At 44.5% G+C, this 15,367-nt stretch carries 19 protein-coding genes and 1 pseudogene; 19 read left to right on the top strand and 1 reads right to left on the bottom strand.

Annotated elements, in window-relative coordinates:
- Window positions 1-3: 3 nt before the first annotated feature.
- Entirely contained in the window at window positions 4-264 is a 261-nt protein-coding gene (locus ACAW68_04690; GenBank protein XGA16861.1) for a transposase, read from the bottom strand.
- 76 nt (window positions 265-340) lie between these two features.
- Here ACAW68_04690 and ACAW68_04695 point away from each other — a divergent pair.
- The 19 genes and pseudogenes from ACAW68_04695 to ACAW68_04785 all read left to right on the top strand — a co-directional run bounded on the left by ACAW68_04695 (window position 341) and on the right by ACAW68_04785 (window position 15,335).
- Window positions 341-799: pseudogene (locus ACAW68_04695) on the top strand (terminase TerL endonuclease subunit).
- A complete protein-coding gene (locus ACAW68_04700) occupies window positions 789-1,001 on the top strand; it encodes a DUF1056 family protein (GenBank protein ID XGA16862.1) in 213 nt (70 codons plus the stop codon). The pseudogene ACAW68_04695 and the gene ACAW68_04700 overlap by 11 nt, the downstream one beginning before the upstream one ends.
- A gap of 6 nt (window positions 1,002-1,007) precedes the next feature.
- The gene (locus ACAW68_04705) at window positions 1,008-2,171 is read left to right on the top strand and encodes a phage portal protein (protein ID XGA16863.1); all 1,164 of its coding nucleotides are present in this window, start codon (window positions 1,008-1,010) and stop codon (window positions 2,169-2,171) included.
- A complete protein-coding gene (locus ACAW68_04710; GenBank protein ID XGA16864.1) occupies window positions 2,158-2,859 on the top strand; it encodes a head maturation protease, ClpP-related in 702 nt (233 codons plus the stop codon). Before ACAW68_04705 ends, ACAW68_04710 begins: the two co-directional genes overlap by 14 nt.
- A 19-nt stretch (window positions 2,860-2,878) precedes the next feature.
- Complete coding sequence (locus ACAW68_04715) at window positions 2,879-4,102, top strand: phage major capsid protein (protein ID XGA16865.1); 1,224 nt, start codon at window positions 2,879-2,881, stop codon at window positions 4,100-4,102.
- A gap of 16 nt (window positions 4,103-4,118) precedes the next feature.
- Complete coding sequence (locus ACAW68_04720) at window positions 4,119-4,436, top strand: head-tail connector protein (GenBank protein XGA16866.1); 318 nt, start codon at window positions 4,119-4,121, stop codon at window positions 4,434-4,436.
- Complete coding sequence (locus tag ACAW68_04725; GenBank protein ID XGA16867.1) at window positions 4,423-4,749, top strand: phage head closure protein; 327 nt, start codon at window positions 4,423-4,425, stop codon at window positions 4,747-4,749. The genes ACAW68_04720 and ACAW68_04725 overlap by 14 nt, the downstream gene beginning before the upstream one ends.
- 2 nt (window positions 4,750-4,751) lie before the next feature.
- Complete coding sequence (locus ACAW68_04730; protein XGA16868.1) at window positions 4,752-5,231, top strand: HK97 gp10 family phage protein; 480 nt, start codon at window positions 4,752-4,754, stop codon at window positions 5,229-5,231.
- Window positions 5,228-5,614, top strand: a complete 387-nt coding sequence (locus ACAW68_04735) for a DUF806 family protein (GenBank protein XGA16869.1) — start codon at window positions 5,228-5,230, stop codon at window positions 5,612-5,614. Before ACAW68_04730 ends, ACAW68_04735 begins: the two co-directional genes overlap by 4 nt.
- Window positions 5,615-5,652: 38 nt before the next feature.
- Window positions 5,653-6,264 carry a phage tail protein gene (locus tag ACAW68_04740; protein ID XGA16870.1) on the top strand — a complete coding sequence of 204 codons (612 nt, stop codon included), beginning with the start codon at window positions 5,653-5,655 and terminating at the stop codon, window positions 6,262-6,264.
- A gap of 127 nt (window positions 6,265-6,391) precedes the next feature.
- Complete coding sequence (locus ACAW68_04745) at window positions 6,392-6,748, top strand: phage tail tube assembly chaperone (GenBank protein ID XGA16871.1); 357 nt, start codon at window positions 6,392-6,394, stop codon at window positions 6,746-6,748.
- 50 nt (window positions 6,749-6,798) lie between these two features.
- Window positions 6,799-6,954, top strand: coding sequence for a hypothetical protein (locus tag ACAW68_04750; GenBank protein ID XGA16872.1), 156 nt, complete (start codon window positions 6,799-6,801; stop codon window positions 6,952-6,954).
- An 18-nt stretch (window positions 6,955-6,972) separates the two neighbouring features.
- Window positions 6,973-9,051 carry a phage tail tape measure protein gene (locus ACAW68_04755; protein XGA16873.1) on the top strand — a complete coding sequence of 693 codons (2,079 nt, stop codon included), beginning with the start codon at window positions 6,973-6,975 and terminating at the stop codon, window positions 9,049-9,051.
- 9 nt (window positions 9,052-9,060) lie between these two features.
- Window positions 9,061-11,064 (top strand): hypothetical protein, encoded by a 2,004-nt coding sequence (locus tag ACAW68_04760; GenBank protein XGA16874.1) that lies wholly within the window; start codon window positions 9,061-9,063, stop codon window positions 11,062-11,064.
- A gap of 18 nt (window positions 11,065-11,082) precedes the next feature.
- A complete protein-coding gene (locus tag ACAW68_04765; protein ID XGA16875.1) occupies window positions 11,083-11,898 on the top strand; it encodes a phage tail domain-containing protein in 816 nt (271 codons plus the stop codon).
- Window positions 11,899-12,972 carry a prophage endopeptidase tail family protein gene (locus ACAW68_04770; protein XGA16876.1) on the top strand — a complete coding sequence of 358 codons (1,074 nt, stop codon included), beginning with the start codon at window positions 11,899-11,901 and terminating at the stop codon, window positions 12,970-12,972.
- Window positions 12,972-13,817 carry a GH25 family lysozyme gene (locus ACAW68_04775; protein XGA16877.1) on the top strand — a complete coding sequence of 282 codons (846 nt, stop codon included), beginning with the start codon at window positions 12,972-12,974 and terminating at the stop codon, window positions 13,815-13,817. Before ACAW68_04770 ends, ACAW68_04775 begins: the two co-directional genes overlap by 1 nt.
- Entirely contained in the window at window positions 13,818-14,210 is a 393-nt protein-coding gene (locus ACAW68_04780; protein ID XGA16878.1) for a hypothetical protein, read from the top strand.
- A 6-nt stretch (window positions 14,211-14,216) separates the two neighbouring features.
- Window positions 14,217-15,335 carry a BppU family phage baseplate upper protein gene (locus ACAW68_04785; GenBank protein XGA16879.1) on the top strand — a complete coding sequence of 373 codons (1,119 nt, stop codon included), beginning with the start codon at window positions 14,217-14,219 and terminating at the stop codon, window positions 15,333-15,335.
- Window positions 15,336-15,367: the final 32 nt, after the last annotated feature.

A 15,367-nucleotide genomic window follows, 5' to 3' on the forward strand; every position in this document is an offset into this window, starting at 1 on the left:
GCGTTAATTGTACTTCGAAAGCAACACCGCGGCTCGTTTTAAAATCTCAAGTTCTTCGCGAAGTTTGGCGTTTTCCTTTTGTAATGCGTTTACATCAGCTTGCGTCCATTTTTCGCCGTCCACTTCGTGGACTGTGTACAATTTGACCCAGTTACGGATTGAATCGGCCGAAGGCCCGTATTCAGCGGCTAGTTCAGTGTAAGAACGCCCTTGGTTGTGCATCTCGACAAGAGATTGCTTAAATTCTGGTGAATATCGAATCATATAAAAAATGCTCCTCTGCTATTAGTTTACAGGGCAGAGAAAAATCTGTCCGTAAATCTAGCATAAGAGCAACGCTTGGTTGCTTGATTATGTTGAAGAAAATGACTTGGACGTGCTGTTCTTTGGTTACGATGCAATGGGAGCCACTAACATGGTGAAGATGCTGGAAAACAATTCAGTGTTCCCACTGCAACCAATTAGGCAGTGTACAGGTGAGCTGAAAGACGCCACCAAGTTCTTACAACGCATCTTTGTTGAGAATTCGGTTGACCGATTAGACGACATGACAATGGAAAAGGCGTTGTTGAATGCCGTGTTACGTGAAGATAGTGTGGGAATTCAAGTTGATAAGACAAAAGCCACGCTAAAAATTGACGTTGTGGACGCTATTATAGACGCCATGACACAAGCGATGTATCACTTTGAAGAGTTTGGAATGGTAAATGATGCCACATGGCAAGTTGAACACATGAGTGCACAGCAAGTTGCGGACTGGTTCAACAGCGCAGAAAGCGGGTTACTTGATGATTACTAAGAAAATTAAAGGCTTTGCACGAGCGATTAGGGCTAGGTTGGACGTTATTTTGTTCAGCTTGGCACTAGTCGCTTTTGTTTTGACCATGTTTTTAACAATTAATGCATTTTTCGGTGGGATTTCACTGACTATTGCACTTGCTGTTGCCGGATATGGCGTCGTGCTTATCGACAATGGCACCAACACTAACAGAAAGGAGTAAAGGAGTATGGCAGTATTCAAGCCACCTAAGATTAGCAACATGTTCGCTGCTAGTTCTGACGGTGGTAGTTTAGATGACGGCATTGTCAACTTTCTAACTGGTGGTAATTCAGATTACGTGTCTGTGCGTGAAGCAATTCATAACAGTGATTTGTATTCGCTGGTTTCACAAGTCAGCGGCGACCTTGCAAGCTCACGATTAATTGCGGATGCAACACGTGCACAGGGTATTTTGAATAACCCTGATCCACGAACTAACCCGCACGCATTCTGGCAGTCATTCTTTGCTCAAATGTTGTTCAACGGTGAAGCGTTTGCTTATCGTTGGCGCAATGCTAACGGACAAGACCAACGTTGGGAACAATTACGGCCTTCACAAGTTCAACCGTACATCACTGATGACGGTAGCGGGTTGTTATATCAAGTGTCATTCGATGAACCGATGATTGGTACGCAATTCTTTGGTCAGGGTGACATTATTCACGTTCGATTGATGAGTACAAACGGTGGTTTGACTGGTATCAGTCCACTCACGGCATTAAGCAACGAATTAAACGTAAAAAGAGAGAGCGACAAGCTCACAATTCAAGCGTTGAAGCAGTCGATTAATGCAAACGGTGTGCTGTCTATCAAGGGTGGGGGTTTGCTTGACTGGAAAACCAAGGCATCACGTTCCAAGCAGTTCATGAGTCAATACACCGCTTCAAATGGCGGTCCAATTGTGCTTGATGATTTGGAAGAGTTTAAGCCGTTAGAAATCAAAAGCAATGTTGCAGCACTTTTGGGACAGGTCAATTGGACTTCGACCCAAATTGCCAAGGTTTATGGCGTACCAGATAGTTATTTGAACGGTACAGGCGACCAACAATCGTCACTTGACCAAATCAAAGGGCTGTACGCAAACGCGCTTAATCGCTTTGTAAGTGCCGTTGTTGGTGAGTTAAACACTAAGCTTTCAGCGAACATCACGGCAGACATGCGACCAGCTATTGACCCAATGGGTGATGACTATCTTGGTATGTTGGCAAATATTGTTAAGCAAGGTGCACTTGGCCAAAACCAATTTGAATATCTGGTGCGAAACCAAGGATATTTGCCTGATGATATGCCGGTTGCAATTATGCCTAAGCCAGTATTGAAGGGAGGTGAAAAGGAAGATGAAGAAAATTAACGTCAAGGGCGCTGTCATGGATAACGATAGCGCATGGTTTTATGACTACTTTGGCATGGACTATACAAGTCCTAAGTCAGTGGCAGACGTATTGAATGATGGTGAAGTTGATGATGTTGTGGTGAATATTTCATCACCTGGTGGTGACGTGTTCGCGGCCAGTGAAATCTATTCAGAGTTGAAGGCATATCCAGGCAACGTCACGGTCAATGTGCAAGGACTAGCAGCTAGTGCTGCATCTGTAATTGCGATGGCCGGGGACACGGTGAATATGGCTCCAACCGCTCAACTGATGATTCACAAGGCATCAACTACCCAAGGTGGCAACTCTGATGACATGGACAGTGCATCAGCAATGCTAAACAACACTGATAAGTCAATTGCGAATGCCTATCAACTAAAGACAGGTAAGTCACAAGCTGATTTGTTGCAAATGATGTCTAACGAAACATGGCTGAATGCACAAGATGCAGTTGATCAGGGGTTCGCAGACAGTATCTTGTTTGTAGATGAAAATGCGCCACTGGTGACTAATTCACTGGAAGCTGCATTGCCACCTAAGTCAGCCATTAACAAGCTGATGAACATCATAGCTAATGAGAAGCAAAAAGAAATGAATAACAAGACTGATAGCCAGCCTGTGGACGATTTGAAAGCCCGCAAGTTGGCTATTTTGCTAGACAAATAAATTTACGAGGTAAAAAAATATGGATATTCAATCATTAAACAACGCATGGGTTGAAGCTGGACAACGATTGTCTGACTTGCAAAACAAGGCGGCTTTGTTGGTAAACGACGACGCAGCAGACGTTGACGCTATTAACTCAATTAAGAACGACATCGAAGTTGCAAAGGCTAAGCGTGACTTGGCGAAGGACAACTATGATCGTGCCGTTGAAGACCAAGCACATGCAGTCTTGAACGACCCAGAGGCTGGCAAGAAGCCATTGAACGACGAAGAGGTCAATATCAAGGACAAGTTTGTTAAGGACTTTGTCGGAATGATGAAGAATGACCCAAAGGTGGTCAACTTGGTTTCATCATCAACTGACGAAAATGGAAACGCAATTGGTTTGACGATTCCACAAGACATTGAGACGGCTATCAACACGTTGAAGCGTCAATATGATTCATTGGAGCAATACGTCAACGTTGAAAAGGTTGGAACGCCTAACGGTTCACGTGTATTTGAGAAGTGGTCGGACATCACGCCATTGACTAACTTGGATGCAGAAGATGGTGTAATTGCCGACAACGACGACCCTAAGCTATCAACCGTCAAGTACTTGATTAAGCGTTACGCAGGTATCACGACGGTAACTAACACGTTGTTGAAGGATACGGCAGAAAACATCTTGGCATGGTTGTCATCATGGATTGCGAAGAAGGTTGTTGTTACGCGTAACAATGCCATCATCGCTGCTATGAACGCAGCACCAACTAAGCCAACATTGGCAACGTTCGATGACATCAAGAAGATGGCGTTGACTGCTGTTGACCCAACTATCCGTGCAACGTCATTCTTCATGACTAACACGTCTGGTATTGCTGTTTTGGCAACGGTTAAGGACGCAGACGGACGTTACTTGTTGCAACGTGATGTTACTCAACCTGAAAACTACATGATTGAGGGTAAGCAAGTAATCGAAATCGCTGACAAGTGGTTGCCTTCAAACAAGGGTGCAATGCCTTTGTACTTTGGTGACTTGAAGCAAGCTGTGACGTTGTTTGACCGTGAAAATATGTCATTGTTGTCAACCAACATCGGTGGTGGTGCCTTTGAAAAGGACTTGACGAAGCTACGTGTTATTGATCGCTTTGATGTTAAGACAACCGATGCCGATGCATTTGTGGCTGGTTCATTCACGGCTATTGCTGACCAACCTGCAAAGACTGTTCAACAAGCTGCTGCAGCCGGAACGCAAGCTTAATAGGCAGGTGAGTTAAATGACGGTCAATATTGAACAATTCAAGACACTAATGCGCGTTGATTTTGCTGATGATGACGCAATTATCAATGGCTACTTGTCTGCAGCTGAAAATTACATCCAGGATGCAATTGGAACGGATGACAATTTCTATGCTCAACCTACTGTTGTTGACCGTTACGAAACTGCTGTCTATGCCTATGCTGGCACGTTATACACGTACCGCATCAGTATGACAGAAACTAGAGCCATTGGTATGGATGCTACGGTTAATTCTATTGTTGGCCAATTGCGTGGTAAGTATGCAGAATGGGAGGAACAACATGAGGGCAGCTGAGTTCAATCGCAAGGTCGCGTTTGGTACTGTGGAATCTAAACAGAATGCTAATAATGGTTCTATTCATAAAATTTTTGTGGAACAATTCAGTGTATGGTGTGCACCTAAACTCCGCACGTTGAACCAACAGTATCAAATTCAAGGTACAGCACTCGATAACACTAAGGTTATCGTGGTACGCCATAACACTGCTGTGGAAGGTGTCAAGGTTGCTCAAATTGACGGCGTGATGTACGACGTTGTGCAATACTCACCAGATGAAAGTAATGCCATTATTGCGTATGACTTCGTAACTCTAAAACGGAGGGCATAGGTATGGCAGAACAATCATTAGAGGACATTTTGAACGCCTTTATTGAAGACGCTGAAGCAGTATCAACCAACATGACGGTAGATGATAAGGCTAAGGTTACTAAGGCAGGTGCTGATGTGTTTGCTAAGGAACTTGAAACAGAGTACAAGGCTAATCACTACCGACACCGCACAACGGGTGAAGACCCACACTTAGCTGATTCAGTTACTACGCAGAGTACCAATGTAGACGGCATGAAAAATGGCTCATCAACAGTTGGGTTCTCAAAGGACAAAGCTTACATTGCTAACTTCATCGAGAACGGTACTAAGTTTCCGATGTACACCTCAAAAGGTCGCAAGTACAAGCATGGTGGCCAGGTTGCTATTAACGGTGACCATGCAATCGATAACCTGCGTAACGACTCACAGTTGCAGGCTAAGATTGTTGAAGCTCAGGCAGAAGTATACAAGCAGATTATCGATAGGAGGAACAATCAATGACACCAGTGCAAGAGATTAGTAACGTTGTTCATTCAGTGTTCCCCGGTTGGCAAGTATACTTTTATACTATTCCAGAGGAAGTTATCGACAATAAGAATGTCACTCAAGTGCTAATTACTGAGAGCAACTCAGACGTAACCGGATATGGTGGTAACTCATTCAATGAGATAGCCTTTGGGTACCGTTTGCAGGTATTCTATGGGCTTGACGAAGAGAACCTTATCAGTAAAGAGATAACGCTGTACAAGGCCTTAGAGAGCTTCTCATGGCGTATTACAGACAGCCAGCCACGGTACTTGGATATTAGCCAAACCGATGGACAGCAGATTATTAAAATTATTGAAGTAAATAAGACAATGACACTTGATGAGCTTGACCAATAACGGTTGGCTCATTTTTTTATTGAAAGGAATTACATTTTATGGCTATTGCAGGATTGAAGCTTATCACGTTGGCATTGCGTGATAAGGAAACAGGTGCTCTATTGAAGGGTAATGCAGGATTGTCAGCAGACGGTCTATTTCCCGTAACCACAAAGATGCTTGGTGCTAAGTCAGCCAACATCACAAACATCTCAGCTAATGGTACGCCGGTATACGGTAACAACTCTAAGGTTGACCAAACTCAAGTAAAGGGTGAACCATCAGTTGCTTTGGACTTTAATGATTTGCCATTCGATGTAAAGCAAAAGTTGCTTGGACGTATCTCGGATGGTAAGGGTGGATTCGTACAAGGTGACCGCCCCCGAGTTGCTATGACGATCGAAACGCAAAACGTCAAGCGTACTAACTCAATTTGGTTTGGCTTTGCTAATGGTGAAGTACAAGAAAATGCAGCCAACGTACAAACTGATACGAACAACGAAGTCCGTGTTGATGACCAACTGACATTCACTTCATTCGGTGTTGAAGCATGGAACAACGAGGCTATGAAGGTTTACTCAGACCTCGACTCTAAGTTCGACAAGGCAGCCATGCAAGCTGATGTATTTGGTACTACGGTTGCTCCGGCACCTGCCACGCCCAGCGTATAAGGTCGTTCCAATTGTCCTACAGCCACGACAATAAAGAGGCTCAAATGGGGTGAGAAGCCCTAATATGAACGGGGGTTCACTTGAATAATCAGGTGGGCTCCTTTTTTTGTACCCAAGAAAGGAATACATGATGAAAATTTCGTTTAAGGAATTGCGTAAGGCACCCTTTGAAGTTAAGGCTTCAGTTAAGAATTTAAAGAAGACATACGCCATTCAATTGAAGATGGCCACGTTGGAAGATTCTATGCAAGAGGACGCACGGGTTGAATCACTACAAGCTGTACTGGGCGCACTGGACAACTTAACAGAATACGTTGTCGACATGTTGAAGCTTAAGCCAGCTGAGATTGAAGCACTTGAAGATTTGAGTCAAGAGGACGTTATGGCAATTGCACAACGCTTGAACATGCGCTTGATGGGTATGTCAGAAGCTGATATTGAGAAGGCTTTGACGGAAACTGATGACGATGAGGGTTTAGAGTAACCCCGATTGAACGAGTGATGGCATACACAAACCATCTGGCTGATCTAAGAATGTTTGAAAAAGATACCATGCAGAACTTGCACTGGTCTTTAGACGACATCGAAGAAGCTGATTATGCAGAGTTGATGGAAGTCATGAATGCTTCAGAAGAAGACAAAATGCAGAACCCAGACGCCATGATGAACCTGTATCAATCACTTGGATAAAAAAGAAAGGAGGTAAACATGGCAAAAGAAAAAGTAGCCGGCTTAATGTCGACAGAGATCGGCTTGAACACTGCAAAAGCCACCCAAGGCCTTAACGAGTTGAAGTCCGCTGTTAAGGATTCAACAAACGAGTGGAAGCAAATGGAATCCCAGATGAAGGCTTCTGGTGATGAAATTGGGGCATCTGAAGCTAAGTACAAAGGGCTATCCCAGTCAGTTGAAAAACAACAAGACGTGCTGCAAAAGTTGCGACAAGAGCAAGCTGAAGTTAACCGTTCAACTGAAGCCGGTGAAGCTACTTATCAGAAGTACGCTAGTCAAATAACCACGGCAGAGCGTCAATTGAACTCTATGATTGCGCAGCAAGCCAAGGCAAAACAAGCTTACGAACTCCAAGAGTCTGGAATTGCTGGTCTTAACAAGGAAATCCAACAGTCCATCAAGGAGACGGACGCTTATGTTGAACGATTGAAGGCCGAAGGTAAGGAAGAAGAAGCCCTTAAAGCTCAAAAGGAAGGCCTATCACGTACCCTTGATAAGCAATCTCAACTGTATGAAGCCCAGTCACGACAACTTGAGAAGATGACCAAGTCTGGTGACGCTTCAAGTGAGTCCATCAGTAAGCAAAAGATTGCCTTGGATAAGACAGCTACGTCAATTGCTAAGGGTAAGCAAAGCCTTGAAGAATTGGATTTAGGGCAATCTAAGATTGGTAAGAATGAGGGCGCTACTGAGGCAGGTGGGAAGTTTGAGAAACTAACTGGCGCAGTTGATAAGACCAAATTGGGGCTTACGGCCACCGTTGCAGCTGCAGGTGCTGCACTAGCTGGTGTGTCTAAACTGGTGTCGGCTGTCTATGATCAACAGTCACAAGTATCAGCCCTGCAAGCTAAGACCACGGGTTCTTACAAGGAATCCAAGGAAGCTATCTCAGCTATCAACAAGCTGTATGCCCAAGGTTATGGTGAATCTGTTCAAGATTTGACTGAGACTTATACCAAGTTGAAGCAGATGAACCCAAAGGCTGAGGTTGGTGAACTGGCAGAGCAAACGAAGCTGGTAACCCAATATTCAAAGGCTTCTGGTGCTGATACTGAAGAGGTCTTGAAGGGTGCTCAGAATGCTACAAAAGCATGGCATATGAGTTATGAAGAATACTTCGACAATCTGTTCACTTTGCAAAAGCAAGGTGGTGACGTGGGCGGAGAGATTTCCGACAACATGGCCGAGTATACCCAAGTTCTGGGACAAATGGGACTATCTGCCAAAGATTCGTTCTCAATGATTGCCAATGGTATTAAGAGTGGTGCCTACAACGGTGACAAGTTGCTGGATTTCACCAAAGAATTCTCTCTTAGCTTGAACGATGGTCATATGGACAAGTCAATCAGTGAGTTCTCTAAGAAATCACAGGACATGTTCCAAGGCTACAAGGAAGGTAAGGTCACAGCTGGTGATATGTTCAAGCAAATCACTGGTGAGATGGGTACGATGACCGACAAGCAGAAGGAAGCGACACTTGCTTCTAATCTGTGGAGTGCTTTGGGTGAAGATAATTCATTGAAGGTACTTGAGTCGCTTGGTAAGCAGAACAAAGCCTTTGACAACGTTTCAGGTACTGCTAAGAAGGCATCTGACCAGTTGAAGGAGTCTAACCCGTTTGAGTTGATGAAGCGCTCAGCAGAAGCGTCTGTCAGTTCAGTAACAATGTCAGCCACGGAGACGAAGAAGTTCAAGAAGGCACTGGATCCACTTCAAAAGGCTGTTAAGAACTTTATCGATACCATGGTGAAGAATATGCCAGCAATCGTTAAGGCAATCACACCTGTTGTTAACTTTGTTGCAGACCACGGTAAGTTGATTTTGGGCGTGCTGACTGCCATGTTGGCCTTGAATTTTACTGGTAAAGCTATCAACGGATTGAGCAAGTTGCATGACGCTGTCACAAGCACCATATCAGTTGCCAAAAAAGCAAAGGATAGCAAAGCCTTTGAATGGTCGGCAAAATTAGGTAAAAAGTCCTTTGATAAGTCATGGGGAGCCATTAAGACAGTTGGTTCAACAGCTAAGAAATGGGGCAAATCTGCCTTTAGCTGAACTGCCAACTTGGGTAAGAAGGCATTCACGAAGAGTCTTGGAGCTATCAAGACAGTTGCTTTAGGTACTGGCAAGCTGATTGGTAAATCTTTGAAGTTTACAGCTTCGGTTGCTACCAAAGGAGCTAACTTGGCAATGGCTGGGCTTGTGAAAACAGCTAAGGCAACAGGTCAAGGACTTAAGTTGGCATTTAACTTCCTTAAGGCTAACCCACTTATCTTGTTGGTAACAGCTATCACAGCCATTATTGTGGCATTGGTTGAGCTGTACAAGCACAATAAGAAGTTCCGACAATTCGTAGACGGCTTGGTTAAGTCTGCTAAGCAGTTCTTTGAAGGAATTACGAAGTGGTTTGGTAATGCTTGGTCATCAGTAACAAAGGGTTACAACTCATTCAGTCGTAGCTTCAGTAAGGGCTGGAATTCATTTACTGATGGCATTGGTAAAGCTTGGAACTCAACGTGGAGTTACGTTGGGAACGTATTCGATAAGTACATCAATGTGTACAAGCGTATTATTAGGACGTTTACTGATTTCTTTACAGGAAACTGGGGAAATCTTGGTAAAGACATTCGAGGTATCTGGAATGCACTGTGGGACTATGTAGAGTCAATCTTCGGTAAGAAGGTTGGTTCAATCAAGTCTGGCATCGAAGGCTTTAGTTCTAAGATTTGGAACACTTTCCAAACCATCAAAGATAAGGTATCGGGATTCTGGTCTGATATGTGGAACGGCTTGAAGGACTTTGCCCGTGACGGCATCAATAATGTTATTGGTGTAATCAACACCGGTATTGGTGGTATCAACACAGTTATCCATACGTTTGGTGGTAAGAAGGAAGCCATCGGTAAGATTCCGAAGTTTGCCAATGGTACCAAGGGAGCTCCTAAGGGGCTGGCAATCGTTAATGACGCCCCAGGAGAGCACTACCAAGAAGCAATTATTGATAACTCTGGACGTGCTACAGTCCTTGAAGGTCGCAACAGATTGGTTAACTTCTCAGGTGGTGAAACAGTTATCCCAGCCCATGCACTTCCTAAGTTTGCCAATGGTACTGATAACTGGCTTGATACAGCAATTGGTTGGATTTCAGATAAGTGGGACAAGTTAACGGAGTTCATCGCACACCCAATCAAGGCGTTGGGAAATGTTATGAACAAGGCGGTCTCAGGTATCACAGGAAGCCCTCTGGTAACGAACATCGCACCAGCTATGGCCAATGGATTGGTTCAAGGTATTGCAGACCCAATTGTCAGCATGTTCAAGTCTTTGAAAAAGAAGCACGAAGATGAGGACGTTGTAGCACAGGGCGGTGAAGGTGCTATGTCAAAGGAATCCTTCAATAAGACAGCCCGTAAAGCTGCCGACATGATTGGAGAACACCTATCAGGTGCAGATTTGGCACAGCTATGGTCACAAGCCATGTTCGAGTCAAACGTGAACCCAAGTATCAACACTGGTTACGATGACCATGATGGTACTGGTAAGCCACGAGGATTGTTCCAATACAAGGTTGGGACGTTTAATGCTTGGAAGTACCCAGGCCACAACAACATTCTGTCAGCCTTAGATCAGTTCCTTGCCGTGTTCAACATGGTGGATTGGCGTTCAGCTTTGGCACCAACTGGTGTTAAGCGTGGTTGGGGGCCTTGGGGTGCTAAGAGATTTGCCAATGGTGGTTGGATTAACTCACGTACGTTTGCGGAAATGGGTGAAGAAGGGTTCCCAGAAGTGGTTATCCCAATGAATCCATCACGTAAGCCAAGAGCCAACCAATTGCTTGCAGAAGCTAACCAACGTATCAATGGGGCACAACCACAACAGGTTGTAGTTCAATCAGATACAGCACAGTTGGAGCAAAAGTTCGACAACGTAATTGCGCTATTGTCACTCATGCTTGGCGTTAACCAAGACCAGCTCAAGACAATGCAGGCTCAAGGCGGTATCAACTTACCCAACTTGATGAACCAAATGGGTATGGCTCAAGCAACACACAATTATCAATCAATTTAACGAAAGGATATTCCTGTTATGAAATTATTCATACAGCCCTACGGTGGCCAAGAATATGACTTAACAGCCAGACTTCCATCTGTGAAGTTTCTGGATATGAAGTCATCAGCACCTCAGTTATCTGGCAACTGGCTAACAATAGCCGGCTCAGATGGCCAACGGTTACAAACAGCCACCTATGGAGCCAATCAAGTAACGGTTTCACTGTTCATTAAGGGGCGCAACATGGCTGATTTTAGGTTGCTCAAAGCGGAGTTACAACGCATCTTCTACCAACGTAGCTTGATACGCCTGAGAAGTTCACAGGAGCCGTATAAGACGTTTTGGGTAATGGCCAACCCAACTGACATCACACCGATTCAAGCCTCATCGCAAGGAACGGTAGACCTCATATTCACTAATCCAAGTGGTATGGCACAGAGTTTGGTCAGGTCGGATAAGTTACCCGATGACTTAAGCAGCTTGGGCTTTGGTATGAATCTACCGGCCGAGCCGTTGAGCTATGTTGGCATCAGTAATCGATTCAACATTTACAATCCAAGCGATGTAGCTATCGATCCATATGTTAACCATCATGATTTGGTTATTACAGTGAAGGGTTCTGGGGCGTTCACCTTGACCAATCAGACAAATGGTACCAATATCGAGTTGAATGAAGCGATGACCACCAGTGATATATTCGTATTGAATGGTGTGGTACCAAAGTTGAACGGTTCAACTAACGTAGATACGAACTTTGGTCATATCGAGTTGGAACGTGGAGATAATGACATTCGTTTAAGTGGACTAAGCAATGCCAATGTTACCTTCAGCTTCCCATTTTTGTACTTCTAAATGGATTACAGTAAAGATAAGGTTGTTATTCAATCGAGGGACGGCAAGTCCACACAGGCGTTATCCTCATTGAATTTCAGCACGTTTCAAATTACCCGTACGAAGAATGAAGCTTACCAAGTTGATTTCCAAGCATATGATGATGAGTCACTTGGGTTTGCCTTGTTGCAAGTGGAGAATCTGGTGCAATATGACGGTCAAACCTACGTGATTAAGCAGGTGACTGATGACAACACTGGCGGGGTGAACAACGTAACGGTTACGGCAACACACATCTTTTACCAGCTCAACAATCGGTTCCAGTACAACGTTAGACAGGGTGATAATTCGTTCAGTCTGACAGACGCCTTGAATTTCCTGCTCAGAGATATTGGTGATGGCTACTCATATCAGATTCATGGTAAGTTCGACAGCAACAAGACGCTAACAGATTTTGGTAACACGTCAATTATTGGAGGGCTATCAACAATCAAGAGTGCATTTGATGTATATGCCATCGCACCTGATAACAGGGTCATTCATTTGTACGACAAAGATTCATATGTGATCAATACTCGTAAGGTGTTCAGGTATCGCCATGATACTGCCGCAGTACAACTTCAATATGACGCCACCAGCATTGTAAACACGGTGCAAGCTGTATCAACCATGGAACAACCAGCATTCTCACCCTTCAAGATACAGGACGCAGATTCAGTTGCTAAGTGGGGAATTAAAGAAGGTGCAAGGGTTGAAAGTGACAAGATTACTTCAACAGACGCCATGAAGAACTTGGCTTCCCAATCGTTTGTATTAGAGCCATCGTTGGCTATGACAGTTACATCAGCCGGTAATGAAGACGTTGCTTTAGGTGAAAATTGGACGGTACAGATGATTGAAAACGGGTTCCTGACTTCAGTTGAAGTGGTCAGCATTGTAAGGGCACCGTTTGCGACAACAGCGGTACAAGTTACGCTGAACAACACCCGCAAGAATTATCTGGACGCCCAAAAGGTACAACAATCAACAGTCGACACAGCAAAAAAGAACATGACAACAGATAACATGTGGGTTATCGGAAAGGTAGACAGCTAATGGCATTAAATGGAATCGACATAAGCAATTGGCAGGCTGGCATTAACCTAAGCGCAGTACCAGCTGATTTCATCATTATTAAAGCCACCGAAGGAACTACCTATGTATCACCCGAAGCTGATACGCAGTACCAAGGAGCTAAGTCAGCAGGCCGGTTGTTAGGTGTGTACCACTTTGCGACAGGTGTCGGTGCTGTGGAAGAGGCCAAATTCTTCCTTAGCAACATTCAGGGTTACCTTGGAGAAGCAATCTTGGTGTTGGACTGGGAAGGTGCTGTTGTAACGCAAGGTGTTGGTTACGCTAAGGCCTTTTTGGATTACGTGTATCAGCAGACCGGCATCAGGCCATTGATTTACATGAGCAAGTCAGTCACAAGCAGTTATGACTGGTCAACGGTGAGTGCCAATTATGGTCTCTGGGTCGCCCAATACGCAGATTCAAACCCCACTGGGTACCAAGATGACCCATGGACAGACGCTAATGGTTATGGTTCATGGAGTGGACCAGCAATATTCCAATACGCTTCAACGGGGCGCCTAAGTGGCTATGATGGCAATCTGGATTTGGACAAGTTCTATGGTGACGACAAAGCGTGGCAAGCCTATGCTAAGTCAGACCGGATTGACCCAGATCCAGACCCCAACCCAGAACCGGAGCCGCCTAAGAGCACGCCAATCGTGCAATATGCTGACCCCGATGGGAATAAGGCTTATGCCTACACCCATTGGCAAGCTATCGCAGGCAAGCCTGACTTGAGCACAGTGGTATTGACCAGCCCCAATGGTACGAAGTATCAACTGGTGGTTGATGATAAGGGGACACTGACAACAAAGGTGGTGAAGTAAATGATATTGGATTTACCTAAGCGTATTTCTGGAGCTGATGATACAGCACAACAGATTTACCAAGCATTTTATGATGTTGGCATGATTACAGATATGCCTATGCCAATGAAGACGCTGAACATTTCAGAATACAACGAGCAAGCATTCTCAAATATTGGGAGTGCTTTAATTTTGCTCAAAAACAACCTCAATCGACTGGTGGACATCTTCAATGAGTATCATTTTGTCGATATGGAGGGCATACAGGCCAAAGGACATGAATACTGGGGAAGCGATCTAAGCGGTTTGGGGGAATCTTATGATGACTTCAACGGCCACTTGGTTGATATGGAAAACACATTACGAAACATGGTTGAGATTATGATTCTCAACGGTTTAATCGAAAGGAATTAAGAAAATATGGCTACACAAGCACAATCACAGGGTCGATATGCCGTTGTTAACACGTTGCTAGACACAACTGATGTGACGTTGATTGACTCACTCTCAGGACGCCAAGGCGACAATGGACGTATCGTTTACTTTGCTATCAAGGACGGCAACTTGCCACACAACTTAGACGGACAAAACGTTGTTCTTACGGCAAAGGACTCAGCAGGTAAGGTTAAGCAAATTTCTGGGGTTCACGACATGATTTCAGCCACTGGTGGGCTGTTCTCAATGCTAATCCCGGGAGAGATGTATCAATCAGCTGGGGACATTGAAGAAGCCTACCTAAGTGTTCAAGATGGCGCTGGTACGGTTATCAGCTCAATCCCAGTAACGTTCACGGTACTGGCTAACAACATTCTGTTCACGGCTAATGCTTCAAAGGACTACATCGATTCAGTACAAAAGGCTGTTGATGAAGCAAACTCACGTATCAGTGGTTTGAATGACAATATCAAGGCACAACAACTTGCTTATGAAACTTTGAAAACGTCAGTTGAGAATCTGGCAGGGCAAATCAACTCCAAGCAAGTGGCTATGCTGAACGTTGAAAATCACTTTACTGAAACAGCTACGTTCGACAAGGGTATTGTTGGTAATCTATCTGGAAATGCCACAACGGCTACAAAGTGGCAAACGGCGCGTACTCTATCACTGACTGATACAGTTTCAGGGTCAGCTTCGATTGATGGTTCTGGCAACGTTTCAATTTCCGTAGCAACCCCAGTTGTAACTCGTACGGTAAGCGGTACGAACGGCATGTCGTTCAAGTTCAGAAGGACGGGTAACGCTGTGCACGTTGAGGTTTCAGGTAACTACACAGGCGCAAGCTGGAAAAATTCACAGACACCAAATTATGCAAGTGAATTGTTCCGTGCCACTGTCCCTGATGGATTTGCGCCAGATGACTGGAGTCAAACAGTATTCATTGAGTACAGTAGCGCTATCGGGTTCGGTCGATGTGAATATGACGTATCCTCAAAGGAAATGATGTTTACTTATCGAGGTATGTCAGGAGTCATATCAGACACTTCAAAGTATATTGTTTCGTCCGTGACATATACGACTAGTGACGTTTGGCCAGAATAATCCGAAAAAGGAAGGCAACTGACAGCTACTTT

Origin of the sequence: Weissella confusa (genome assembly GCA_041871065.1) — a bacterium.
Taxonomy (GTDB): Bacteria; Bacillota; Bacilli; order Lactobacillales; family Lactobacillaceae; genus Weissella; species Weissella confusa_A.

Coding starts and splice junctions, on each gene's coding strand:
- ACAW68_04690 (XGA16861.1), bottom strand. CDS start 264: ATGATTCGATATTCACCAGAATTTAAGCAATCTCTTGTCGAGATGCAC.
- ACAW68_04700 (XGA16862.1), top strand. CDS start 789: ATGATTACTAAGAAAATTAAAGGCTTTGCACGAGCGATTAGGGCTAGG.
- ACAW68_04705 (XGA16863.1), top strand. CDS start 1,008: ATGGCAGTATTCAAGCCACCTAAGATTAGCAACATGTTCGCTGCTAGT.
- ACAW68_04710 (XGA16864.1), top strand. CDS start 2,158: ATGAAGAAAATTAACGTCAAGGGCGCTGTCATGGATAACGATAGCGCA.
- ACAW68_04715 (XGA16865.1), top strand. CDS start 2,879: ATGGATATTCAATCATTAAACAACGCATGGGTTGAAGCTGGACAACGA.
- ACAW68_04720 (XGA16866.1), top strand. CDS start 4,119: ATGACGGTCAATATTGAACAATTCAAGACACTAATGCGCGTTGATTTT.
- ACAW68_04725 (XGA16867.1), top strand. CDS start 4,423: ATGAGGGCAGCTGAGTTCAATCGCAAGGTCGCGTTTGGTACTGTGGAA.
- ACAW68_04730 (XGA16868.1), top strand. CDS start 4,752: ATGGCAGAACAATCATTAGAGGACATTTTGAACGCCTTTATTGAAGAC.
- ACAW68_04735 (XGA16869.1), top strand. CDS start 5,228: ATGACACCAGTGCAAGAGATTAGTAACGTTGTTCATTCAGTGTTCCCC.
- ACAW68_04740 (XGA16870.1), top strand. CDS start 5,653: ATGGCTATTGCAGGATTGAAGCTTATCACGTTGGCATTGCGTGATAAG.
- ACAW68_04745 (XGA16871.1), top strand. CDS start 6,392: ATGATGAAAATTTCGTTTAAGGAATTGCGTAAGGCACCCTTTGAAGTT.
- ACAW68_04750 (XGA16872.1), top strand. CDS start 6,799: ATGTTTGAAAAAGATACCATGCAGAACTTGCACTGGTCTTTAGACGAC.
- ACAW68_04755 (XGA16873.1), top strand. CDS start 6,973: ATGGCAAAAGAAAAAGTAGCCGGCTTAATGTCGACAGAGATCGGCTTG.
- ACAW68_04765 (XGA16875.1), top strand. CDS start 11,083: ATGAAATTATTCATACAGCCCTACGGTGGCCAAGAATATGACTTAACA.
- ACAW68_04770 (XGA16876.1), top strand. CDS start 11,899: ATGGATTACAGTAAAGATAAGGTTGTTATTCAATCGAGGGACGGCAAG.
- ACAW68_04775 (XGA16877.1), top strand. CDS start 12,972: ATGGCATTAAATGGAATCGACATAAGCAATTGGCAGGCTGGCATTAAC.
- ACAW68_04780 (XGA16878.1), top strand. CDS start 13,818: ATGATATTGGATTTACCTAAGCGTATTTCTGGAGCTGATGATACAGCA.
- ACAW68_04785 (XGA16879.1), top strand. CDS start 14,217: ATGGCTACACAAGCACAATCACAGGGTCGATATGCCGTTGTTAACACG.